This is a genomic window from Kitasatospora sp. NPDC048296 (genome assembly GCF_043201815.1).
Taxonomy (GTDB): domain Bacteria; phylum Actinomycetota; class Actinomycetes; order Streptomycetales; family Streptomycetaceae; genus Kitasatospora.
Map to the genome: position 1 here is coordinate 166,617 of NZ_JBICZB010000001.1, position 22,063 is coordinate 188,679.

Consider the following 22,063-nt stretch of genomic DNA (forward strand, 5'->3'; position numbering starts at 1 on the left):
GCGAGCCCCGGCCTGCGGCGAAAGGGCCTGTCCCCGACGGGAGCAACGGGTTGCGGGCCGTGGCGGGCGGGGCGGGGGAAAGTCGGGTGGCGGTAGGTAGGGACCGGACCGGGCCCAGTCGGTAGGCTCCGTGGCATGGAGCATGAGGTTGTCGTCCCGATGTCCGCAGAGCTGGTGCGGGAGGCCTTGCAGGATCCGGCGCTGCTGGCGCGGAGCGTGCCGGGGCTGAGCACCGAGCCGGCGGCGGTCGGGAGTGGGTCGGCCGAGGAGATCGGTGGGCGGCTGAAGCTGCGGGTCGGCGGCTCCACGATCACCTACAAGGGCGTGCTGTCGCTGATCGAGGGCCGGGAGGGTGTGCTCACCGTGCTCGCCGAGGGTCAGGAGGCCCGGGGCAGCGGCGAGGCGACCGCCACCGTGCGGGTCAGCGTCGTGGACGGCGCCGAGGAGGGCACCGCGGCGATCCGCTTCACCGGCGATCTGAGCGCCACCGGCCGGCTGACCGAGTTCGACGCCGAGACCCTCGACGCCGCCGGTCGCCGTCTGCTGGAGCGCTTCGCCGCCGCGCTCACCTCCCAGGACGCCGAACCGGCGGACGAGGAGGCCGAGGAGGCCGAGGAGGCCGAGGAGGAGACCGGCGAGGAGGCCGGGGAGGAGACCGGGACCCAGGCCGAGGTGGTCTCCATCGAGGACCGCCAGGACCTGCCCGGCGACGACCTGGACGACGACCTCTCCGACCTGATCGCCTTCTCCGACGCCGACGCCGAGCGCTTCGGCCTCCCCACCGGCTCCGCCGACGACCACGAGGACGGCGAGGACGCCGAGGCCGAGGGCGGCGGCCGCACGGACGAGGTCGCCGAGGAGGTGCCCGTCGAGCCGCTGTTCGCCTACGAGGACGAGCCGGAGCTCAGCGGCCCCGTCCGCCGCAGCATCGTCGGCCGCTCGGCCGAGGAGGTGGACCACGCCCCACCGCGCGGCCGGTACGCCCCGGCGATGCCGGCCCGCAGTGCTCGGGCCCGGGCGGCGTCCCGCTGGGGCGGCGAGGCCGGCGGCATCGTGGTGCCGGGCAGCGGTGGCCGCAGCGCGGTGCCGTGGGTGATCGGCGGCTCGGTGGCACTGCTGGGCGGCGCCGTGGTGCTGGTGAGGGCGCTGCGCCGCCGCTAGGGCCTGTCGAAAGCGCCGCGCGCGGCGGGGCAGGCGGGGGTCCGAGGACAGGCCCTAGACTGAACGCTCATGAGCAACGACCGCGACGCCCTGCTGGCACAGATCAAGGACAAGGCCGTCGTGCACGGCAAGGTCACCCTTTCCTCCGGCAAGGAGGCCGACTACTACGTCGACCTGCGCCGGATCACGCTGGACGGCGAGGCCGCCCCGCTGGTCGGTCGGGTGATGCTGGACGCGACCTCCCACCTGGAGTACGACGCCGTCGGCGGCCTGACCCTGGGTGCCGACCCGGTGGCCACGTCGATGCTGCACGCCGCCGCCGCGCGCGGGCGGAAGCTGGACGCCTTCGTGGTCCGCAAGACGGGCAAGGCGCACGGCCTGCAGCGCCGGATCGAGGGCCCGGACGTGAAGGGCCGCCGGGTGCTGGCGGTCGAGGACACCTCCACCACCGGTGGCTCGGTGCTGACCGCCGTCGAGGCGCTGCGCGAGGCGGGCGCCGAGGTGGTCGGCGTCGCGGTGATCGTCGAGCGCGGTGGCGCGGGTGCCGTCGAGGAGCAGGGCCTGGAGTACGTGACCGCGTACGACCTGGACGACCTGGGCCTCTGACCCCGTCGAGCCCGAACGGACAATGCGAAGGGCCGGGCTGTTCCACGTGGAACAGCCCGGCCCTTCGCATTGAACCCAGCCGGCCGGCCTCAGCCGCGCCGGTGCCGCCCGCCGCCGCTCTGCGCGGTCTCGACGGCGGTGTCGACGACGCCCGCCTTCTTCTTGCGGCGCTCCCGCATGACCTCGATCAGGATCGGCGAGATCGACAGCAGGACGATCAGCAGCACCGCCGGGATCAGGTACTTGTCGATCACCGGGGCGAGCGCGTCACCGAAGAAGTAACCGATCAGCAGCATGGACTCGGTCCAGAGCACACCGCCGATGGCGTTCCACAGGAAGAACGTCTTGGCGGGCATCTCCAGGGTGCCGGCGACCGGGTTCAGGAAGGTCCGGATGATCGGCATGAAGCGGGCCAGCACCACGGCCTTGCCCGAGCCGAACTTGTTGAAGTACTCCTCCGCCTTCACCACGTACTCGCGGCGGAAGATCTTGGAATCCGGCTTTTCGAACATCTTCGGCCCGACCTTGGCGCCGATCAGGTGCCCCAGCTGGGCGCCGGCGATCGCCGCGATCGGGCAGCCGATGAGCAGGACGGCGATCGGCAGCTTGGCGCCGTCGCCGAGCACCGAGGAGGCGGCGTTCGAGGCGGCGACGCCCGCGAGGATCAGCAGCGAATCGCCCGGGAAGAAGAAGCCGACCAGCAGGCCGGTCTCCGCGAAGATGATCGCGATGAGCCCGATGGCGCCGAGGGACGAGATCAGGGATTTGGCGTCGAGCAGATTGACGGCCAGCTGGTTGTAGTCCACGGGCGCAGGATAGCGGGCGTACCTTGCCGACGACTTCCGGCCGAGCCCTGCGACGGCTTCCGGCCGAGCGTCCCAGCTCGACGTTCCGACAGGCGGGCTCCTGCTGACCTGCGGGCACGAGTCTGGGAAGATGGCACCGGCGTCCTGCCCCGCGTCGGCCCACCACCCTCATGGTCGTACCGCGGAGGCCGCCTCGAACCTTGGTGCCGGAGAGCCACACCGCAGCGCCGCGCGTCGGCGGGCCGGCACGGAGTCGTCACGAAGGCGTACACAGCGTCGGACAGCACCGTCCGTACGCCGCAACCCGACAGGAGCGGATCGCATGCCCATCGCAACTCCCGAGGTCTACAACGAGATGCTGGACCGGGCCAAGGCGGGCAAGTTCGCCTACCCGGCCATCAACGTCACCTCGTCGCAGACCCTGCACGCCGCTCTGCGTGGTTTCGCCGAGGCCGAGAGCGACGGCATCATCCAGATCTCGACCGGTGGCGCGGAGTTCCTGGGCGGTCAGCACAACAAGGACATGGTGACCGGCGCGGTCGCGCTCGCCGAGTTCGCGCACATCGTCGCCGCCAAGTACGACGTCACCGTCGCGCTGCACACCGACCACTGCCCCAAGGACAAGCTGGACGGCTACGTCCGCCCGCTGCTGGCGATCTCCGCCGAGCGCGTGGCCAAGGGCGAGAACCCGCTGTTCCAGTCGCACATGTGGGACGGCTCGGCCGAGACCCTGGCCGACAACCTGGCCATCGCCCAGGAGCTGCTGGCCCAGGCCGCCGCCGCCAAGATCATCCTTGAGGTCGAGATCACCCCGACCGGCGGCGAGGAGGACGGCGTCTCGCACGAGATCAACGACGAGCTGTACACCACCGTCAACGACGCCGTGCGCACCGCCGAGGCGCTGGGCCTGGGCGAGAAGGGCCGCTACCTGCTGGCCGCCTCCTTCGGCAACGTGCACGGCGTGTACAAGCCGGGCAATGTCGTGCTGAAGCCGGAGCTGCTGCGCGAGCTGCAGGACGCGATCGGCAAGCAGTACGGCAAGACCGACCCGTTCGACTTCGTCTTCCACGGCGGCTCGGGCTCCACCGCCGAGGAGATCGCCACCGCGCTGGAGAACGGCGTCGTGAAGATGAACCTGGACACCGACACCCAGTACGCCTTCACCCGCCCGGTGGCCGGCCACATGTTCGCCAACTACGACGGCGTGCTGAAGGTCGACGGCGAGGTCGGCAAGAAGAACACCTACGACCCCCGCACCTGGGGCAAGCTGGCCGAGGCCGGCATGGCCGCCCGCGTGGTCGAGGCCGCCGAGCAGCTGCGCTCGGCCGGCAAGCGCCTGAAGTGAGCCCGCTGGAACGAGCGTGACAACGGCTGTGCCCCCGGCGGTCCTCCGCCGGGGGCACGGTCATGTGGTCCTACCGCTCGGGCTCGGCGGTCGCTCCTGATCGAGCTCCGCGATCGCTCCTGCTTGAGCCACTGCTTGAGCCGCTGCTTGCACTACTGCTTGAGCTACTGCTTGAGCTCCGCGTACGCCTCCGAGCTGCTGTCCTTCAGGAACTGCCAGCAGCGGGCCTCCTCCTCGGTCTCCTTGATCGCGCCGGCCGCCCGGGCGAGCGCCGCCAGGCAGCGCAGGAAGCCGCGGTTGCCGCGGTGCTCCCACGGCACCGGTCCGTGGCCCTTCCAGCCGCTGCGACGCAGCGCGTCCAGGCCACGGTGGTAGCCGGTCCGGGCGTAGGCGTACGACTCGACGTAACGACCGGCCGCGTAGGCGTCGTCGGCGAGCATGGCCCAGGCGAGGCAGAAGGCCGGGAAGTCGGCCGCCACCTGGGTCGGTGAGGCCGACTCCTCCGCCAGCATCCGGTAGGGGTGCTCGTCCTCCGGCAGGAGGGTCGGTTCGGGGCCGTCGAGAAGATTCTTGTGAATCGCCATGCAGTGCAGTCTGCCATCCGAGGCCCAGGGGTCAACCGCCCGTGAGCTGGATCGGGCCCCGACTCGGTGCCGGACGGGGCCGCCGGGGCCCGATCCGGCGAGATCCACACGACGCGCCCGGCGTACCCCCGAGATCGCCCACCTCGTCCATGGACATTCACCCGTTCTCCGTGCCAGGGTTCCGTTTCGTGCCCGCAGCCCGATCCTCCCGCCCGGGAGCCGCTTCTCCCCGGAACGCCGGCGGGAGCCGCCGACGCCGCAAGGCACGTCGACGAATAGGCCCTGGCATGCTCACGGCCCTGGTGGCCTCGCTGCTGGTGCTGGGCTCCGCGGCCTTCCTGCTGAACCGCCCCCCGGGCGCGGCCGCCCCCGCGCCGACCGCCCAGGCCCGGATCGCCCCGCCGGCCGAGCAGTCGCCCACCGCGGCAGCCACACCGACCCCCGCACCCACCCCGACGTCCCCGCCCGCGCCCACCCCGACGCAGACCCCCACCGCACCGGACCCCGGCCCCACCAAGGGCTCCGGGACCTTCAGCATCGCCCCCGCCAGCGCCAAGGCGGTCGGCCGCGGCACCGTGCGCCGTTACCGGGTCGAGGTCGAGGACGGCATCGGCATCGACGCCGCCTCCGCCGCCGCGCAGATCCACGGCATCCTCGGCGACCGGCGCGGCTGGACCAACGACCACAAGAACGGCTTCCAGCTGGTCGCCGGCGGCTCGTACGACTTCACCGTGAAGATCGCCTCCCCGGCCACCGTCGACAAGATCTGCGGCGCCTCCGGCCTGGACACCCACGGCGAGGTCAACTGCAACATCGGCAACCAGGTGCTCGTCAACTCCAAGCGCTGGAACACCGGTTCGCCGCAGTTCAGCGGCCCGCCGGACGAGTACCGGGCGCTGATCGTCAACCACGAGGTCGGCCACCGGATCGGCCACGGCCACGAGACCTGCCCGGGCCCGGGCAAGCCCGCGCCCGCGATGATGCAGCAGATCTACGGCCTCAAGGGCTGCACGCCGAACGCCTGGCCGTACTCGGCGGACGGCACCTACCTGAGCGGACCGTCCGTCCCGTAGTGCAACGGAGTTGAGACCTGAACGGCAAGTGGACGGGACGACCTCGCACTAGCCTGCGATCATGACCGCTGCCCAACGCCGAAGGCTCACCGCCGCGTTCGCCATCGCCGGGATCACGCTCGGCGCCGCCGCCTGCTCGTCCTCGACCGACACCGCCACGAGCGGCGGAGCGCTCTCCTACGACCGCGTCCGGTCGACCGCCCTGGACCTGTTCAAGAACAAGTCCAGCACCTGCCCGTTCGGCCTCGACTTCGCCAAGGCCGCGTCCGAGGCCGGGATCACCGGCGCCGTCGCCCCCGCCGTGACGGACGGACGCTCCGTCAAGGGCAACGCCGGGGACGGCGTCCCGGCCCAGCCCTGGCCCTCGGGAGCCACCCACCCGCCGACCATGACCGAGATGCCGGCCACTCCCCCGAACGCCCAGATCACCTGCTCGTACACGGTCGGCCCGTCCACCGTCGACGTCGAGCTGCTGGCCGTGCCGAAGAACGACTACGGCATCAGCATGATGCTCCCCTCGATCGCGCGCGCCGGGCTGCTCGGTGTGGACCAGCTGTCCCAGTTCTCCAGCGACCGGCCCGCCGTCGGGCAGACCGAGCTCACCCCGGGCGGGGGTACGGCCGCCGTCGCCCGGATCGCGCTCCACGGCGAGGGCGACCTGGTGCTGATGCTCGACCAGAACACCACCGGCCAGGAAGCCCAGAACCCGGCCCTCGCCGGCGAGCCGCTACGCAAGGCCGCCGAGGCCCTGGCCGGCCGGCTCAAGGGCTAACCCAGGATCGGGAGGTACTCCCCCAGGTCGCTGCGCTCCCCGGAGGCGGACACCCCGGCGTCCGCCACCGCCGTCGCCCAGTCCGCCCGGCCGGTGGCCAGCCGGATCCAGGTCAGCGGGTCGGCCTCGACCACGTTCGGCGGGGTGCCGCGGGTGTGCTTGGGCCCAGGGACGGCCTGGACGACCGCGTAAGGCGGGATCCGCAGCTCGACCGCGCCGCCGGGCACCCGGTCGGCGAAGGCGTCCGCCAGCAGCCGGGTGACGGCGGCGACGGCCTGGCGGTCGTGCGGGAAGGCGGCGAGGCCCAGCGCGTCGGCCAGGTCGTCGGCGTGCACCACGGTCTCCACCAGCCTGGTCACCAGCAGGTCGGAGAGCAGCATCGACCCCAGCCGGCCCTCCAACCGCCGTACCGGGTCGGCGGCTTCGGACCGCTCCAGCAGCCCGGTCAGCGCGTCGGCGGCCCGTCCGAAGGCGGCCGCCACCGAGGCCGCGTCCCCGCCGAACCCGGCGGCCGCCCGCTCCCGGGTCTGGGCGTCCAGCGCCGGTGCGACCGTGGCGACCGCCGAGACCCAGCCCAGCAGGTCCAGCACCGGCCGCCCCTCCAGCGGGTCGTCCAGGTGCACCGGGAGGAAGTCGAGCTGGACGGCCAGGTGCGCGAGCAGCTCCCGCACCCGCCAGTCCCCCAGCCGGGTCGGCAGGTCCAGCTGTTCGTCGCCGAGGCCGGCCACGGCGGCGCGCAGCGCCCCGGTCTGGGCGGCCAGCGCGGCGCGGACCTTCTGTGGCTGGTACGTACGGGACTTGGGAGGCATGGGGCCCAACATACGCCGAGGGACGGACGGTTCCCGAAAGAACCGCCCGCCCCTCGAAGGCACGCCGGTCAGGCCAGCAGGGCCTCGATGACGCCGGTGTGGGCGTCCTTCAGCTCGGCCAGCGAGACGGTGAACTGCCCCTGGACGTCCAGGCTGTCGCCGTCCACGACACCGATCCGGGTGGCCGGCAGGCCACGCGCGGTGCACATGTCGTTGAACCGGAGCTCCTCGCTGCGCGGCACCGCCACGACGGCGCGGCCGGCCGACTCCGAGAACAGGAACACGAACGGGTCCTGGCCCTCGGGCACGATGATCCGCGCGCCGTGACCGCCCTTGAGGCAGCTCTCCACCAGCGCCTGGCCGAGACCGCCGTCGGACAGGTCGTGGGCGGCATCGATCATGCCGTCGCGCGAGGCGGAGATCAGGATCTCGCCGAGCAGCCGCTCGCGCTCCAGGTCCACCTTGGGCGGCAGGCCGCCGAGGTGGTCGTGGACGACCTGCGACCAGGCCGAGCCGCCGAGCTCGTCCGCCGTGTCGCCGAGCAGGTAGAGCAGCTGCCCCTCCTCGGCGAAGGCGACCGGGGTGCGACGGGTGACGTCGTCGATGACACCGAGCACCGCGACCACCGGGGTCGGGTGGATGGCGACCTCGCCGGTCTGGTTGTACAGCGAGACGTTGCCGCCGGTGACCGGGGTGCCGAGGGTCAGGCAGGCGTCGGCCAGACCGCGGGTCGCCTCGGCGAACTGCCACATCACGTCCGGGTCCTCGGGGGAGCCGAAGTTGAGGCAGTCGGAGACGGCGAGCGGCTTGGCACCGCCGGCCGCGACGTTGCGGTACGCCTCGGCCAGGGCCAGCTGGGCGCCGGTGTACGGGTCCAGCTTGGCGTAGCGGCCGTTGCCGTCGGTGGCGACGGAGACGCCGAGGTTGGTCTCCTCGTCGATCCGGATCATGCCCGAGTCCTCGCCGTACGAGAGCACGGTGTTGCCGAGCACGTAGCGGTCGTACTGGTCGGTGATCCAGGACTTGGAGGCCTGGTTCGGGTGGCTCGCGACCTTCAGCAGGTCGGCCTTGAGGCCCTCGCCGGTGGTCGGGCGGGCCAGCCGCTCGGCGGTGGGGGCGTCGGCCTGCAGCGCGTCCTGCCAGCTCGGGCGGGCGTACGGACGCTGGTAGGTCGGGCCCTCGTGGGCGACGGTGCGCGGCGGGACGTCCACCACGAGCTCGCCGTGCCAGAAGATCTCCAGGCGCTCGCCGTCGGTCACCTCACCGATGACGTTGGCGATGACGTCCCACTTCTCGCAGATCTCCAGGAAGCGGGCGACCTTGTCGGGCTCCACGATCGCGCACATGCGCTCCTGCGACTCGCTCATGAGGATCTCCTCCGGCGAGAGCGTGTGGTCGCGCAGGTGCACGGTGTCGAGGTCGATCCGCATGCCGCCGGAGCCGGCCGAGGCCAGCTCGCTGGTGGCGCAGGACAGCCCGGCGCCGCCGAGGTCCTGGATGCCCTTGACGAGCTTCTCGCGGAAGATCTCCAGGGTGCACTCGATGAGGAGCTTCTCCTGGAACGGGTCGCCGACCTGGACCGCCGGGCGCTTGGCCGGCTTGGTGTCGTCGAAGGTCTCGGAGGCCAGCACCGAGACGCCGCCGATGCCGTCGCCGCCGGTGCGGGCGCCGTACAGGATGACCTTGTTGCCGGCGCCGGAGGCCTGCGCGAGGTGGATGTCCTCGTGCTTCATGACGCCCACGCACAGCGCGTTGACCAGCGGGTTGCCCTGGTAGCAGGAGTCGAAGACGACCTCGCCGCCGATGTTCGGCAGGCCCAGGCAGTTGCCGTAGCCGCCGATGCCCGCGACGATGCCGGGCAGCACGCGCCGGGTGTCCGGGTGGTCGGCCGCACCGAAGCGCAGCGGGTCCATCACGGCGACCGGGCGGGCGCCCATCGCCAGGATGTCGCGCACGATGCCGCCGATGCCGGTGGCCGCGCCCTGGTAGGGCTCGATGTACGACGGGTGGTTGTGCGACTCGACCTTGAAGGTGACCGCGTAACCCTGGCCGACGTCGACGACGCCGGCGTTCTCCCCGATGCCGACGAGCATCGCGTCCGAATCCGGCTTCTTCTCGCCGAACTGCTTCAGGTGGACCTTGCTGCTCTTGTACGAACAGTGCTCCGACCACATCACCGAGTACATCGCGAGTTCGGCGCCGGTCGGGCGGCGGCCGAGAATCTCCCGGATGCGCGCGTACTCGTCCTGCTTGAGGCCGAGCTCGGCCCAGGGCTGGGCGGCGTCCGGGGTCTGCTCGGCGTTCTTGACGGTGTCGAGGCTCATCAGGCGTTCACCAGCTGCTTCAGGACGGAAGTGAAGAAGCCCAGGCCCTCGGTGGTCGGACCGGTGAGCGGCTCCACGGCGTGCTCCGGGTGCGGCATCAGGCCGACGACATTGCCGGCGGCGTTGGTGATGCCGGCGATGTCGCGGTACGAACCGTTCGGGTTGACGTCCAGGTAACGGGCGACCACCCGGCCCTCCGCCTCCAGCTCGTCGAGGACGTGCTCGTCGGCGACGAAGCGGCCCTCGCCGTTCTTCAGCGGGACGACGATTTCCTGGCCCGCCGAGTAATCCCGGGTCCAGGCCGTGCCCGCGTTCTCGATCCGCAGCTTCTGGTCGCGGCAGATGAAGTGCAGCGAGTCGTTCCGGGTGAGCGCGCCGGGCAGCAGGTGCGATTCGCACAGCACCTGGAAGCCGTTGCAGATACCGAGCACCGGCATTCCGAGCTTCGCCTGCTCGATGATGGTCTCCATCACGGGCGAGAAGCGGGAGATCGCGCCGCAGCGCAGATAGTCGCCGTAACTGAATCCGCCCGGCAGGACGACGGCGTCGACCTGGTGGAGGTCCTTGTCACGGTGCCAGAGGGCGACCGGCTCGGCGCCGGCCAGGCGGACCGCACGCTGGGCGTCGCGGTCGTCGAGGGAGCCGGGGAAAGTGACGACGCCGACGCGGGTGGTCACTTCGCCGCCTCCTCGACCCGGACGGTGAAGTCCTCGATCACGGTGTTGGCGAGAAAGGTCTCGGCGGCTTCGCGGATACGGGCGAGCGCGGCGTCGTCGACCGGGCCCTCCAGCTCCAGCTCGAAACGCTTGCCCTGGCGGACGTCGGCGATCCCGGTGAATCCGAGACGGGGCAGTGCACGCTGCACCGCCTGTCCCTGGGGGTCGAGGATCTCCGGCTTGAGCATGACGTCGACTACGACGCGTGCCACTGGCACTCCCGGTGGTGTCTTCGGTGAGGCGGGGGAACTCCAGACTACCGGCCGTTTCGGGCCGCATTGCTGGCCGGGGAGGGTGACGCGCGTAGATCCAGGACCCTTACGCCACAAGGGATCCGGACCCCCCGCCCCCCGCCCGGACCGCTCCGTTTCCGGCGATTCACGCCCCCGAGCATGAACGCCCGAAGAACACCCGAATACGGCACTTGGGGACAGATCGGCCCGTCCCGCGCATCGGTATCCGGGAGGCCCGCGAAGATTCGTGAATATCCGGAAAAGAATGCCGAACTCTTCGATTTCGACCCCCTTCGGGTGCAGAATAGGGCCACCTGTCGCGGCAAGTGCTGCGTATCCGGCGGGCCACCAGGCCTGCCCGTGTGCGCTTGCGCGAGTTGGTGCACATCAGGCCACGGGACGTACCCCGCGAACCGGCGGCCGAATTGCCCGAGAGGATTGACACCCATGGCTCAGCGTGTAGTTGTCACGCTCTCCGACGACCTGGACGGCGGCGCCGCCGCAGAAACCGTCCACTTCGGCGTCGACGGGAAGTCGTACGAGATCGACCTGTCGCTGGACAACGCGGAAAAGCTGCGGGAGGCCCTCGCCCCGTTCGTCGCCGCGGGCCGCCGTCAGAGCCGCACCGGAAAGTCCTTCCGGCGCACCGCGCTCACCCCGGACCCGGCCGCCGTGCGCGCCTGGGCCCTGTCCCGCGGCATGGAACTCCCGGCCCGCGGCCGGATCCCCAAGCACGTGTACGAGGCGTTCGCCGAGGCGAACTGACCCTCCCGGGGCGCAGCCCCTGGTCGCCCTGCCCGCCCGGACCGAAAGGGTGGGGCGACCACCCCGAACGATGCTGTAGAGTATTCCTCGTCGCCGCAACGGAGAGATCCGAAGAGGCGGCGGGTGCCCCACCAGGCACCATGCGGACGTGGCTCAGTTGGTAGAGCATCACCTTGCCAAGGTGAGGGTCGCGAGTTCGAATCTCGTCGTCCGCTCGCAGTGCGCGAGCACAGCACAACTCAATAGTTCAATCCTGCGGACGTGGCTCAGTTGGTAGAGCATCACCTTGCCAAGGTGAGGGTCGCGAGTTCGAATCTCGTCGTCCGCTCCAGAACGAAGGCCCCCCTCGATCGAGGGGGGCCTTCGGCATTCCCGCTTCTCCCTGACCGCGGTCCACCGCCGCTCCTCCCATGACATTTGTCATCGCCGACCCGTGGATTCGCACCGCCGACTCATGACGGCGCGCACTGCCCGCGCGACCGGGGCCGCGGAAGGCTGGAGGCATGGAAACGAGCCAGCCCTCCCGCCCCGGCGACAGCGTGATCGAGGTCACCGACCTGCACCGCCGCTACGGCACCGGCACTACCGAGTACCACGCCGTCCGCGGCGTCGACCTGACCGTCGGCCGCGGCGAGCTGTTCGCCCTGCTCGGCACCAACGGGGCCGGCAAGACCTCCACCATGGAGGTCATCGAGGGCATGGCCGCTCCCACCCGCGGCACCGTCCGGGTGCTCGGCCACGACCCCTTCACCGAGCGCGCCGCCGTCCGCCCACGGATCGGCATCATGCTCCAGGAGGGCGGCTTCCCCGGCGAACTCACCGCCGCCGAGACCGGCCGCACCTGGGCCGGAATGACCAGCGGCGCCCGTCCGGTCGCGGAGGCGCTGGAGCTGGTCGGCCTCGGCCACCGCGCCGACGTCCGGGTCAAGCAGCTGTCCGGCGGTGAACGGCGCCGGCTGGACCTCGCGATGGCCCTGCTCGGCCGCCCCGAGGTGCTGTTCCTGGACGAGCCCAGCACCGGCCTCGACCCGGAGGCGCGCGCCGCCGTCTGGCGGCTGGTCCGCGAACTGCGCGCCCAGGGCACCACGGTGCTGCTCACCACCCACTACCTGGAGGAGGCCGAGGAACTCGCCGACCGGCTGGCCATCATGCACGGCGGCCAGGTCGTCACCACCGGCACCGTCGCCGAGGTGATCGCCGGCCGGCCCTCCCGGATCACCTTCGAGCTCCCAGAGTTCACCGGGACCGCGCTGCCCGTCCTGGCCGGGGCCGAGGTCGCCGTCGACGACCGCAAGGTCACCGTGCAGACCGCCCGCCTCCAGGACACCCTCACCGACCTGCTCGGCTGGGCCCGGCACCACTCGATCGCGCTCGGCGCCCTGGACGCCCGCAGCGCCTCGCTGGAGGAGGCCTTCCTCGCGATCGCCTCCGAGGCCGCCCACCAGGCCCCGCCGCAGGCCTCCGCCGCCTCCCCCCGTCCCGCCCGCCGCCGCCTGATCGGATCCGCCCGATGACCACCGCCGCTCCCACCGACACCCGCGCCACCGGTCCGCAGAGCACCACGGCCGGCCGGCTGCTCGCCCTCGGCCGCGCCGAGGCCACCCTGCTGCTGCGCAACCGCACGGCGCTGTTCACCGCCCTGGTGCTGCCGGTGGTGCTGATCAGCACCCTGCAGAGCCTGCTCAAGAAGCAGTCCGAGAGCAACCCCGGGATGGACGTCCACTCGCTGCTGGTCTACGGCTCGGTCGGGATGGTCCTGGCCTTCGTCGTGTACTACAACCTGACCGCCGCATACGTCGGCCGGCGCGGCGAGCTGGTGCTCAAGCGGCTGCGCACCGGCGAGGCCAAGGACCTGGAGATCCTGCTCGGCACGGCCGTCCCCTCGCTCGCCCTCGGTCTGCTGATGGCCGCCCTGATCGGGGTCGGCGGCAGCCTCGGCCTGCACCTGGCCGTGCCGGTCAACCCGGTGCTGATGCTGGTCGGCCTGGTGATGCTGCTGGCCACCATGATCGCCCTGGCCGCGCTGTCCAGCGCCTTCACCAAGACCGTGGAGAGCGCCGGCATCACCACTCTGCCGGTCATGCTGGTCATGCAGTTCGGCTCCGGCCTGTTCGTCCCGCTGGAGGTCATGCCCTCGCAGCTGGCCGACGTCTGCCGCCTGCTGCCGACCACCCCGGCCTTCCAGCTGATCCAGGTCGGCTGGTTCGGCACCGACGGCTCCGCCGCCGCGACCGACTTCCTCGGCAGCTGGGGCGCCGCCGCCCCGCACCTGGTCACCGGCGCGATCTGGCTGGGTCTGGCGGTCTGGGGCGCGGTCCGGTACTTCCGCTGGGAGCCGCGGCGCTGAGCCGGGCGAAAAGGAATCCGAAGGACCCCTCCCCGTTCCACCTCTGATATGAAGGCAGCGACACGATCGTGATCAGACGGGGAGCAGTTCGATGGTCCGGGGGCCGATCCGCCGTTGGAAGGGTTACGGCAAGCCGCAACGCGCCGAGCTGTACTTCCGCTGGTCGCTCTACCTGGTGGCATGGATCATGCTGCCGATAAACCTGCTGGCCAGCGCCTCCTCGGTACGGATCGGGGGCGCGACCTCCACCGCCCAGGTCGCCCTGGTGCTGTCGTTCGCCTCGGTCCTGGTCACCCTCCGGGCCTACCGCACCTCTCTCGACCACTACCTGGGGCGGCCCAGCACCTACCGGCGCTGGCTGATCGTCAATGCCGTCCTCACGACGGCCGGTTCCTGGACCGTGCTGCTGCTCGGCCCGTCCTCCGACGGGCTGTCGCCCCACCCCGGCCCGCCGTTCACCTCGGTGATCGCCGCCGCCCTGGTGGGCGCGGCCGCAGGCCCGCCCGGGGTAGCCCTGCGGCCGCGCTGGGCCTGCCTCACGGCGGCCGCTCTACCACTGGCGATCGCCCCCGCGATGCTGCTGGCCGGCGTCGACGTCGCCACCACCTCGGGGTGGCTGGTCGGGGCGGTCATCGGCACGCTCATCCTGATCGGCAGCTGCCGCAGCTTCGCGTGGGTGACCGCCATCGTCTGGGAGCTGGACGCCACCCGTGAGACGCAGTCCCGGCTGGCCGTCGCCGAGGAACGGCTGCGCTTCTCCCGCGACCTGCACGACGTGATGGGCCGCAACCTCACCACCATCGCGCTGAAGAGCGAACTCGCCGTCCAGCTCGCCCGGCGCGGGCGCCCGGAGGCGGCCGAGCAGATGGCCGAGGTGCAGAAGATCGCCCAGGAGTCGCAGCGCGAGGTCCGGGACGTCATCCGCGGCTACCGCACCGCCGACCTGCACGCCGAGGCCATCGGCGCCCGGGCGGTACTGCGCTCCGCCGACATCGCCTGCGAGATCGACCTGGGCGAGAACGCCGACGGGCTGCCGCTGCCGGTGCAGTCGGTGCTCGGCTGGGTGATCCGCGAGGCCACCACCAACGTGCTGCGGCACAGCGAGGCCGCCCACTGCCTGATCCGGCTGCGACGGGAGGACGGCCGGGCGGTGCTGGAGCTGGAGAACGACGGGGTGCCCGCCGTCCCGATCCCGTCCCAGGGCGCCGGCACCGGGCTGCGCGGCCTGCGCGAGCGGCTGGCCGCCCACGACGGCGAGCTGACCGTCCCGACCGCCGCACCCGGCACCTTCCGGATGCTCGCCACCATCCCGCTCTGATCCCCCTGCCGCTGAGGAAGGCCCGCCGATGACCGACACCGCGCCCGTCCGCGTCCTGCTCGCCGACGACGAGCACCTGATCCGTGGCGCCATGGCCGCGCTGCTCTCGCTGGAGGACGACATCGAGGTGGTCGCCCAGGCCGGCTCCGGCCCGGAGGCGCTGGCGATGGCCGCGACCCACCGGCCCGACATCGCGGTGCTGGACCTCCAGATGCCCGGCAAGGACGGCATCGAGACGGCCACCGAGCTGCGCCGGCTACTGCCGGACTGCCGCTGCATGATCGTCACCGGCCACGGCCGCCCGGGCTATCTGAAGCGGGCACTGGAGGTCGGGGTGCGCGGCTTCCTGCCGAAGACCGTCTCGGCGGCCGACCTGGCCGGCATCATCCGCACCGTGCGCTCCGGCGGACGGTACGTGGACCCGGAGCTGGCGGCGGACGCGATCAGCGCCGGGGAGACCCCGCTGACCCCGCGCGAGACGGACGTCCTGGAGCTGGCCGCGGACGGCACCCCGATCGCGGAGATCGCCCAACGGGCCGCGCTCTCCCAGGGCACCGTGCGCAACTACCTGTCCTCGGCGGCCACCAAGCTGGGCGCGGAGAACCGGCACGCGGCGGTGCGGATCGCCCGCGAGCACGGCTGGATCTAGTGCCCGCGGGCGTCACCGCCGCTGCGGATCAGACCCAGCTGGTGCCGGTCAGCCGCTCGTACACCTCGATGTACCTGGCCCGGGTCTGCTCGACCACCTCGGCCGGCAGCTCCGGCGGCGGCTGCTCGCTGTAGCGGTCCCAGCCGGAGGCCGGAGAGACCAGCCAGTCGCGGATCAGCTGCTTGTCGAAGGACGACTGCGAGCGGCCCGGCTGGTACTCGTCGGCCGGCCAGTAGCGGGAGGAGTCCGGGGTGAGCACCTCGTCGCCGATCACCAGCTCGCCGTCCAGCAGGCCGAACTCGAACTTGGTGTCGGCCAGAATGATGCCGCGCTCGCGGGCGATGTCCCGGGCCCGGGCGTAGATGTCCAGGGTGGTGCGGCGCAGCCGGCTGGCCAGCTCGGCGCCGATCCGGCGGGCGGTCTCCTCGTAGGAGACGTTCTCGTCGTGCTCGCCGACCTCGGCCTTGAGCGCCGGGGTGTAGATCGGGGCGGGCAGCTCGGAGCTGTTCTCCAGGCCCTCCGGCAGGGCGATGCCGCAGACCGTACGGCTCTCGTTGTACTCGGCCAGGCCGGAGCCGGCCAGGTAGCCGCGGGCGACCGCCTCGACCGGGATCATCTCCAGGCTCTTGCAGACCAGCGTGCGGCCCTTCCAGTCGGCCGGGGCGCCGACCGGGATCTCGGTGGAGATCACGTGGTTGGGGACGATGTCGGCGATCCGCTCGAACCACCACAGCGAGAGCTGGGTGAGGATGCGCCCCTTGTCCGGGATCTCGTTCGGCAGCACCCAGTCGTGGGCGGACATCCGGTCGCTGGCGACCATCACCAGCTCGCCCGACTCGGTGCGGTACAGGTCGCGCACCTTGCCGGTGTGCAGGTGGACCAGGCCGGGTACCTGGACGGGCTCGGGCTTGGTGACAAATCCGCTCAAGGTGTTCAGTCCTCAGGGGTCGTTCACGGGCGTGGGGCACCGCGAAAGGGGAGGTCACTGCCCCCGCAGTCTTTCACGACCGCTGAACGTCAGTTCTTGCAGAGCCGGTCCAGCAGGTTGGCGGTGGCCCGCTGGATCCGTTCGTCCGTCAGTCCCGGGCGGCCCAACGCGGGCGACCAGGCGAAGGTGCCGGCCGCGAAGACGTACGCGCCGCTGGGTGCCCGGTACAGCGAGGTCTCCTGGTAGCGGGTGCGGCCGGACAGGTCCTGGTACGGGGAGTGCGCCAGCAGCACCCGTTCGGTGTGCTCGGGCAGCGCCACCTTGGGGTAGTACCGGTCGGCCTCCCCCGCGACCAGGCCGGGCAGCTCGTCGCCCTCCTGCAGCCCGGTGCCGTCCCAGAGCCAGTGCGCGGTGTGCCGGGCGACCAGTGGGACGGGCGCGGCGACCCGGCCCGAGTACTGCACGCCGAGCAGGTGTTGCTCGGGCTCGCCGGCGTCCCGCCACAGCGCGCTGGCCGCGCCGGGCACCCCGACGGCCGGGCTGCCGGGCGCGGCCTTCTGCCGCTTGCGGCAGTTGAGCAGCCGGTTCGGCTCGCCGGAGGCGGCGGCGGTCAGCTCGACCCGCCAGTACATGGTGTTGGCGGACAGGAAGACCAGCGAGGTGCCGCCGTCCCGGGCCCGCTCGGCGGCCCGGCGCATCGGCTCGGACCAGTACTCGTCGTGGCCGGGGAAGACCAGCGCCCGGTGCTCGGCCGGGTCCACCAGGCCGGCGTGCAGGTCGGTGGCGGTGGCGTAGGAGAGGTCGTAGCCGTAGCGCTCGGCCCACCGGATGAAGTCGTACGCGTGGCCGACGTGCAGCGGCAGCCCGGCGGTGGCGTGCGGGCGGTCGAAGGAGACGGTGACGGCCGCCTCCGGCTCGCCGACCAGACCGCCCCGGCCGTCCCAGGCGTGGTAGAGGCTGGCGCCGGTGCGGCCGTCCTCGGGGAACAGGTTGTACGCCTGCCAGGTCACGTCCGGGAGCACCAGGAGCAGTTCGGCCTTGCGCCCCTGGTCCGCGAAGTCCCGCACGGTGAAGGGGATGTGGCTGCGGTGCAGCATGTCCGCGGTGGTCAGCACGGCGACGTACGCGCCGGGCTTCCAGTGCGCCGGGATCTGCAGCCGCCAGGAGTGCCACCAGTGGTGGCAGGAGACCGTCCGCTCGACCACCAGCGGGGCCGGCTGGGCGAGGCCGGCCACCAGTGGGCTGTCGATCATGTGGCGGGCGCCGTCGCCGCCGTAGTGGCCGATCCGGTAGACGCTCACGGTGAAGTCACGGGGCGGGTTGACGGTGACCCGGAAGTCCACCGAGCCGCCGGGACGGACCACCCCGGCCGAGGCGAAGCCCTTGATCTGCTGGTCCACGTCGTTGGAGCTCTGCGGGGTGCCGACCGGCGGCTTGGTCCGCGCGCCGGCCGACAGCGGCTGCTGGCCGGGCGCGTCCACCGAGACGTACCAGGGCACGGCGCCCTCCGCCCCCGCCAGGTACTGGTCGGGGCTGCGCAGCCAGGGCAGCGGGCCCTGGCCGAAGGGGTCGGAGACGCTGTAAGCGTGCGTTCCCGACTCCCAGCGGCGGTTGAGTTCGGTCCCCACGCGCCCCTCCCAGGTGCACTTCCGTCCGGCTGGCACGTGCCCCCCGGATGTGCGTGCGGTCTAATACACCACACAGTGCTGGCGCTGCGTCACCCCACGGTAGCAATTGGTGTCGGAAATCTCGCGAGCCGTCCGGACAGGGCCTCCGGCCTGCGGAGACGGCCGGAGGCGGGGCCCGACGGGGGCGCGTGCCGGGGCGCCGAGCGCCGTCTGTGGCCGATGGGGCGACAGAGGCGTGTCGGGCCGTTCGCGCCCGATGGGAACGATCAGCCGCGCCTAGAGGCGTACGGGCTTCTCCAGGCGGACCTCGGCGGTGTCCAGCCAGGCGCGCAGCGGTCCGTCCTGGCCCTGCTCGACGGCCTGGGCGACCGGGCCGGCCAGGTCGGTGCGGCGGACCCCGCCGAGCAGCAGCACCGGGCCGTCCAGCCAGTCCAGGCCGGGGGCGCCGCCGGCGGTGTCCACGGCCGCGCAGCAGACCATCGCGGTGACGTGGTCGACCAGCAGGTCGCGGCCGGTGCGGTCGGGTTCGAGCACCGGGGCCGGAGCGGTGGTGCGGGCGAGCTGGGCGGCGAACGCGGCGGCCAGCCGTTCGCCGTCGCCCTCGGCGAGCCGGACCAGCAGCCGGGTGAGGGTCGGGGCGCCGGGACGGGACTGCGGGGCGAGTCGGTCCAGGGCGGACTGCAGGGCGGCGGCGCGGGCCCGCCAGCCGGCGTCCACCACGTCGGTCGGGTAGTCGGCCCACTCCAGCTCGTCCCAGGCGCCGGCCGGCGGGCGGCCGAAGAACAGCTCGGCCGCGAGCCGGGAGACCGCCCGGTCCACCGTGCCGGGCTCCTCCAGCAGGTCGCAGGCGGGGCGGTCGCCGAGCCGGTTGCCGTAGCCGTCGGCCAGCCGGTCGCGGCGGGACAGCTCGGTGAGCGCGGCGGCCACTCCGGCGTTGAGGTGCGCGGGGTGGCGGCCGAGCCGCCAGGCGGGCAGCGCGACCCGGGTGAGCAGCCGGTCCCAGCCGGCGTAGGCCAGGCCCACCTGCTCCTGGGCGGCGATCCGCAGGCCGTAGTCGACCGTCCGGGCCTGCTCGGAGGCCCAGCTCGCGACGGAGCGCTCCAGCTCGGCGGAGTGGCCGCGGCAGGCGCCGAGCATGCGGCGGGTGATCCGCCGGGTGATCCGGTCGGCGAGCCCGGCCGCGCCGCGGCGGGGCGGCCGGGGCGGGGCGGCCAGGGTGCCGCCACCGAGCCCGGGGGCCGCGCCCGCGCCGGAGTCCACGCAGGCGTCCAGGCTGCGCAGGAAGCGGCGGGCGGCGGCGATCTCCGGGTCGGCGGAGGCGGCGGTGCCGGCCACCACGGGGGCCAGCAGGGCGCGCAGCTCGCCGGCCCGCATCCACCACAGGAACGGCGAGCCGATCACCAGCACCGGCGCGGGCGACACGGGGTGCGGCCGCAGCGGTCCGGGCCGCCGCACCGGCGGGAGGTCCTCCAGCCAGCTGTCGCAGTCCGGGGTGAGGGCGATGGCGGAGGGCGCGGGCACGTCCAGCCGGTCGGCCAGTTCGCCGATCAGCCGGTACAGCTCGGGGGCCTCGGCTCGGGCGACCGGGACGGCCGGGATCTGCGGCGGGACGGCCCGGCGGTAGGCGCAGGCGGTCAGCCCGGCCACCAGCAGGGTCAGCGCGGCGACCGCGCCGAAGGCCCAGCGGGCGGCGTCCCAGCCGGCGGCGTCCGGGGCACCGGGCGCACCGATCCGGCCGGTGAACCGGCCCGCGAGCAGGACCACCGTGACGGCGGCGGGCACGACGGCGGCGGCCAGGGCCAGGCCTCGGACCCGCAGGACCGCTTGGGCGTGAGCGCGCGTGGTGTCGACTGCGGCCATACGGTGCGGCACCCCCTTCGGAGCCCTCGGGCGCCCGGATCCGGGCCCTGAGCCGACTCGAAATGATCAGTTCCGACCGGGAAGCGGAGGCGTCCGATCCCCGGCAGTGCAGGCTGTGTGGCGCTACTGACATTTTCGACGCCCCGGTCCGGGCGGGCGTTCCGGAACGACCCGGTTTCCACTCGTCCCGGTGACGCCGCCCGGTTGCTTCGGTGACGCAGCCCGGACGCCTGCGACCGGTCCGGTGCGAAGCACCCGAGCGACCGCCCGGCCGGACGCCGTCCAGCATCCCCCCGCGGGCGCGCCGCTACCCGGCGGCGACCCCGGCGCACGGCCCCGTCGCACTGCGATCCAGCGCACCATAAGGCCGAGCGCGCGGTTACGTCAGCTGGATGCGGTTGCTGTCACCCGATGGGCTGGAATCCGGCCGCCGAACGGTGCGTCGGCCCCCGGAACCGCTCCGGCCCGGGAAACGCCGAGGGCGCTGCGCCCTGCGGGTTGTTTGCCCTCTCCTTCGGGCGCGCTCGCCTCCGGGGCGCTCTGACCCGGTGCCGACGGTCGGCGCTCCGGCGCTCGTGCCTCGCTTGTCGCTTCTCCCTTTCGGCACCGGCGCGCCCCTTCGGCGCGCTCGCCCTTGACGAGCGCGGCCCCCGTGCGAGCGGTTCGCACGGGGGCCGCAGGGGGTGCCGGTGCCTCAGGCGGTGGCCGCCTTGAGCGCGATGTCGGTGCGGTGCTGCCCGCCCTTGAGGGAGATCCGGTCCACGGCGGCGTACGCGCGGTCGCGCGCCTCGGCCAGGTCGGCGCCGGTCGCGGTGACCGACAGGACGCGGCCGCCGGCACTCAGCACCCGGCCGTCCTCGTCCGCCTTCGTGCCGGCGTGCAGCACGAACGCGGTGCCGTCGGCCTCGGCCTCGGCCAGACCATCGATCGGGTCGCCGGTGCGCGGCGCGGCCGGGTAGCCCTCGGAGGCGATCACCACGGTGACGGCGGCGCCCTCGTCCCAGCGCAGCGGCTCCAGCTGGTCCAGGGCGCCGGTGGCGGAGGCCAGCAGGACGCCGGCCAGCGGGGTGCGCAGCCGGGCCAGCACGACCTGAGTCTCCGGGTCGCCGAAGCGGGCGTTGAACTCGATCACCCGGGTACCGCGCGAGGTGAGCGCCAGGCCCGCGTACAGCAGGCCGGAGAACTCGGTGCCGCGGCGGCGCAGCTCGTCCACGGTCGGCTGCAGGACGGTCTCCAGGACCTCCTCGACCAGGCCGTCCGGCGCCCACGGCAGCGGCGAGTAGGCGCCCATGCCGCCGGTGTTGGGGCCCTCGTCGCCGTCCAGCGCGCGCTTGAAGTCCTGCGCGGGCTGCAGCGGCAGCACGGTGGTGCCGTCGGTGATCGCGAACAGCGAGACCTCGGGGCCGTCCAGGTACTCCTCGATGACCACGCGCTCGCAGGCGGCGGCGTGCGCCAGCGCGGCCTCGCGGTCGGAGGTGACCACGACGCCCTTGCCGGCGGCCAGGCCGTCGTCCTTGACCACGTACGGCGCGCCGAAGGCGTCCAGCGCCGCGGCGGCCTCCTCGGGGGTGGTGCAGACGTAGGAACGGGCGGTGGGCACCCCTGCCCCGGCCATCACGTCCTTGGCGAAGGCCTTCGAGCCCTCCAGCTGCGCTGCCGCGCCGGAGGGGCCGAACACCGGGATGCCGGCCGCGCGCACGGCGTCGGCGACGCCGGCCACCAGCGGGGCCTCGGGGCCGACCACGACCAGGTCGGCGCCCAGCCGCACGGCCAGTTCGGCGACCTGGGCGCCGTCCAGCTGGTCGACCGGGTGGACCGTCGCGACGCCGGCGATCCCGGCATTGCCCGGGGCGCAGTGCAGCTCGGCCACGGAGGGATCTTGGGACAGGGAGCGGCACAGGGCGTGTTCGCGGGCGCCGCCGCCGATGACGAGGACCTTCACGCCAGGCAGCGTAGTCGGTGGCCTGTTCCGGCCGCTCTCCGGTCCCGTCGGATCCTCCAGGAGAAGAGCTCCGTACGCCGACGACGCCGGAGGAATCTCCAAGCCCGGAGGGTCCGGATGCGCGGCGGGTGTCCGGGTCAGGACGGCGGGTCACCGGCGCCTCGCTCGGACGGGTGAAATCTCGCCGACCCCCGCAA

Annotated in this window: 20 protein-coding genes and 2 tRNA genes; 12 read left to right on the plus strand and 10 right to left on the minus strand. The window is 72.8% G+C overall.

Annotated features, from left to right (window positions below; translation table 11 throughout):
* Nucleotides 1-135: 135 nt before the first annotated feature.
* Together ACGF12_RS00800 and pyrE are read left to right on the plus strand one after the other, a co-directional pair.
* Nucleotides 136-1,161, plus strand: a complete 1,026-nt coding sequence (locus ACGF12_RS00800) for a hypothetical protein (RefSeq protein WP_393023500.1) — start codon at nt 136-138, stop codon at nt 1,159-1,161.
* Between the two features lie 69 nt (nt 1,162-1,230).
* Nucleotides 1,231-1,767: an orotate phosphoribosyltransferase gene (pyrE, locus tag ACGF12_RS00805; protein WP_393023503.1), complete on the plus strand. Its 537-nt coding sequence runs from the start codon at nt 1,231-1,233 to the stop codon at nt 1,765-1,767.
* A gap of 89 nt (nt 1,768-1,856) precedes the next feature.
* On the opposite strand, the gene ACGF12_RS00810 is transcribed toward pyrE, so the two are convergent.
* Nucleotides 1,857-2,573, minus strand: a complete 717-nt coding sequence (locus ACGF12_RS00810; RefSeq protein ID WP_393023506.1) for a DedA family protein — start codon at nt 2,571-2,573, stop codon at nt 1,857-1,859.
* A 322-nt stretch (nt 2,574-2,895) separates the two neighbouring features.
* On the opposite strand from ACGF12_RS00810, the gene fbaA reads away from it, so the two are divergent.
* Complete coding sequence (gene fbaA, locus ACGF12_RS00815; protein ID WP_380608809.1) at nt 2,896-3,918, plus strand: class II fructose-bisphosphate aldolase; 1,023 nt, start codon at nt 2,896-2,898, stop codon at nt 3,916-3,918.
* A gap of 164 nt (nt 3,919-4,082) precedes the next feature.
* On the opposite strand, the gene ACGF12_RS00820 is transcribed toward fbaA, so the two are convergent.
* Nucleotides 4,083-4,502 (minus strand): DUF3151 domain-containing protein, encoded by a 420-nt coding sequence (locus ACGF12_RS00820; RefSeq protein ID WP_393023509.1) that lies wholly within the window; start codon nt 4,500-4,502, stop codon nt 4,083-4,085.
* A 287-nt stretch (nt 4,503-4,789) separates the two neighbouring features.
* On the opposite strand from ACGF12_RS00820, the gene ACGF12_RS00825 reads away from it, so the two are divergent.
* Together ACGF12_RS00825 and ACGF12_RS00830 are read left to right on the plus strand one after the other, a co-directional pair.
* The gene (locus tag ACGF12_RS00825; protein WP_393023511.1) at nt 4,790-5,575 is read left to right on the plus strand and encodes a DUF3152 domain-containing protein; all 786 of its coding nucleotides are present in this window, start codon (nt 4,790-4,792) and stop codon (nt 5,573-5,575) included.
* 61 nt (nt 5,576-5,636) lie between these two features.
* The gene (locus ACGF12_RS00830; protein ID WP_393023514.1) at nt 5,637-6,347 is read left to right on the plus strand and encodes a hypothetical protein; all 711 of its coding nucleotides are present in this window, start codon (nt 5,637-5,639) and stop codon (nt 6,345-6,347) included.
* Here the strand turns inward: ACGF12_RS00830 and ACGF12_RS00835 are convergent.
* The 4 genes from ACGF12_RS00835 to purS all read right to left on the minus strand — a co-directional run bounded on the left by ACGF12_RS00835 (nt 6,344) and on the right by purS (nt 10,408).
* Nucleotides 6,344-7,156 carry a sterol carrier family protein gene (locus ACGF12_RS00835; RefSeq protein ID WP_393023516.1) on the minus strand — a complete coding sequence of 271 codons (813 nt, stop codon included), beginning with the start codon at nt 7,154-7,156 and terminating at the stop codon, nt 6,344-6,346. The genes ACGF12_RS00830 and ACGF12_RS00835 overlap by 4 nt on opposite strands.
* Nucleotides 7,157-7,224: 68 nt before the next feature.
* A complete protein-coding gene (gene purL / locus ACGF12_RS00840) occupies nt 7,225-9,480 on the minus strand; it encodes a phosphoribosylformylglycinamidine synthase subunit PurL (protein WP_393023518.1) in 2,256 nt (751 codons plus the stop codon).
* Nucleotides 9,480-10,157, minus strand: coding sequence for a phosphoribosylformylglycinamidine synthase subunit PurQ (purQ, locus tag ACGF12_RS00845; RefSeq protein ID WP_393023521.1), 678 nt, complete (start codon nt 10,155-10,157; stop codon nt 9,480-9,482). The genes purL and purQ overlap by 1 nt, the downstream gene beginning before the upstream one ends.
* Complete coding sequence (gene purS / locus ACGF12_RS00850; protein WP_030278336.1) at nt 10,154-10,408, minus strand: phosphoribosylformylglycinamidine synthase subunit PurS; 255 nt, start codon at nt 10,406-10,408, stop codon at nt 10,154-10,156. The genes purQ and purS overlap by 4 nt, the downstream gene beginning before the upstream one ends.
* Nucleotides 10,409-10,876: 468 nt before the next feature.
* On the opposite strand from purS, the gene ACGF12_RS00855 reads away from it, so the two are divergent.
* The 7 genes from ACGF12_RS00855 to ACGF12_RS00885 all read left to right on the plus strand — a co-directional run bounded on the left by ACGF12_RS00855 (nt 10,877) and on the right by ACGF12_RS00885 (nt 15,508).
* Nucleotides 10,877-11,194: an Lsr2 family protein gene (locus ACGF12_RS00855; protein WP_380608816.1), complete on the plus strand. Its 318-nt coding sequence runs from the start codon at nt 10,877-10,879 to the stop codon at nt 11,192-11,194.
* Between the two features lie 142 nt (nt 11,195-11,336).
* Nucleotides 11,337-11,409 (plus strand) — tRNA-Gly (locus tag ACGF12_RS00860).
* 40 nt (nt 11,410-11,449) lie between these two features.
* Nucleotides 11,450-11,525: transfer RNA gene (locus ACGF12_RS00865), tRNA-Gly, on the plus strand.
* Between the two features lie 172 nt (nt 11,526-11,697).
* The gene (locus ACGF12_RS00870) at nt 11,698-12,708 is read left to right on the plus strand and encodes an ABC transporter ATP-binding protein (protein ID WP_393023525.1); all 1,011 of its coding nucleotides are present in this window, start codon (nt 11,698-11,700) and stop codon (nt 12,706-12,708) included.
* Nucleotides 12,705-13,541, plus strand: coding sequence for an ABC transporter permease (locus tag ACGF12_RS00875; protein WP_393023528.1), 837 nt, complete (start codon nt 12,705-12,707; stop codon nt 13,539-13,541). Before ACGF12_RS00870 ends, ACGF12_RS00875 begins: the two co-directional genes overlap by 4 nt.
* Before the next feature lie 91 nt (nt 13,542-13,632).
* Nucleotides 13,633-14,859 carry a sensor histidine kinase gene (locus ACGF12_RS00880; protein ID WP_393023530.1) on the plus strand — a complete coding sequence of 409 codons (1,227 nt, stop codon included), beginning with the start codon at nt 13,633-13,635 and terminating at the stop codon, nt 14,857-14,859.
* Between the two features lie 28 nt (nt 14,860-14,887).
* Nucleotides 14,888-15,508, plus strand: a complete 621-nt coding sequence (locus ACGF12_RS00885; RefSeq protein WP_393023533.1) for a response regulator — start codon at nt 14,888-14,890, stop codon at nt 15,506-15,508.
* Nucleotides 15,509-15,536: 28 nt separating this feature from the next.
* Here the strand turns inward: ACGF12_RS00885 and ACGF12_RS00890 are convergent, their stop codons facing one another.
* From ACGF12_RS00890 to purD, 4 genes are all read right to left on the minus strand, one after another.
* Entirely contained in the window at nt 15,537-16,436 is a 900-nt protein-coding gene (locus ACGF12_RS00890) for a phosphoribosylaminoimidazolesuccinocarboxamide synthase (RefSeq protein WP_393023536.1), read from the minus strand.
* An 89-nt stretch (nt 16,437-16,525) separates the two neighbouring features.
* Complete coding sequence (locus ACGF12_RS00895) at nt 16,526-18,064, minus strand: N,N-dimethylformamidase beta subunit family domain-containing protein (protein ID WP_393023539.1); 1,539 nt, start codon at nt 18,062-18,064, stop codon at nt 16,526-16,528.
* Between the two features lie 276 nt (nt 18,065-18,340).
* Nucleotides 18,341-19,924, minus strand: coding sequence for a hypothetical protein (locus ACGF12_RS00900; protein WP_393023541.1), 1,584 nt, complete (start codon nt 19,922-19,924; stop codon nt 18,341-18,343).
* A 694-nt stretch (nt 19,925-20,618) separates the two neighbouring features.
* Nucleotides 20,619-21,866 carry a phosphoribosylamine--glycine ligase gene (gene purD, locus ACGF12_RS00905; protein WP_393023544.1) on the minus strand — a complete coding sequence of 416 codons (1,248 nt, stop codon included), beginning with the start codon at nt 21,864-21,866 and terminating at the stop codon, nt 20,619-20,621.
* Between the last annotated feature and the right edge of the window lie 197 nt (nt 21,867-22,063).

Bases quoted from the DNA above. Each gene is read 5' to 3' on its own strand.
- ACGF12_RS00855 (WP_380608816.1), top strand. From the start codon at position 10,877: ATGGCTCAGCGTGTAGTTGTCACGCTCTCCGACGACCTGGACGGCGGC.
- ACGF12_RS00800 (WP_393023500.1), top strand. From the start codon at position 136: ATGGAGCATGAGGTTGTCGTCCCGATGTCCGCAGAGCTGGTGCGGGAG.
- ACGF12_RS00870 (WP_393023525.1), top strand. From the start codon at position 11,698: ATGGAAACGAGCCAGCCCTCCCGCCCCGGCGACAGCGTGATCGAGGTC.
- ACGF12_RS00825 (WP_393023511.1), top strand. From the start codon at position 4,790: ATGCTCACGGCCCTGGTGGCCTCGCTGCTGGTGCTGGGCTCCGCGGCC.
- ACGF12_RS00885 (WP_393023533.1), top strand. From the start codon at position 14,888: ATGACCGACACCGCGCCCGTCCGCGTCCTGCTCGCCGACGACGAGCAC.
- ACGF12_RS00875 (WP_393023528.1), top strand. From the start codon at position 12,705: ATGACCACCGCCGCTCCCACCGACACCCGCGCCACCGGTCCGCAGAGC.
- ACGF12_RS00820 (WP_393023509.1), bottom strand. From the start codon at position 4,502: ATGGCGATTCACAAGAATCTTCTCGACGGCCCCGAACCGACCCTCCTG.
- ACGF12_RS00830 (WP_393023514.1), top strand. From the start codon at position 5,637: ATGACCGCTGCCCAACGCCGAAGGCTCACCGCCGCGTTCGCCATCGCC.
- ACGF12_RS00880 (WP_393023530.1), top strand. From the start codon at position 13,633: ATGGTCCGGGGGCCGATCCGCCGTTGGAAGGGTTACGGCAAGCCGCAA.
- purL (WP_393023518.1), bottom strand. From the start codon at position 9,480: ATGAGCCTCGACACCGTCAAGAACGCCGAGCAGACCCCGGACGCCGCC.
- ACGF12_RS00900 (WP_393023541.1), bottom strand. From the start codon at position 19,924: ATGGCCGCAGTCGACACCACGCGCGCTCACGCCCAAGCGGTCCTGCGG.
- fbaA (WP_380608809.1), top strand. From the start codon at position 2,896: ATGCCCATCGCAACTCCCGAGGTCTACAACGAGATGCTGGACCGGGCC.
- ACGF12_RS00835 (WP_393023516.1), bottom strand. From the start codon at position 7,156: ATGCCTCCCAAGTCCCGTACGTACCAGCCACAGAAGGTCCGCGCCGCG.
- pyrE (WP_393023503.1), top strand. From the start codon at position 1,231: ATGAGCAACGACCGCGACGCCCTGCTGGCACAGATCAAGGACAAGGCC.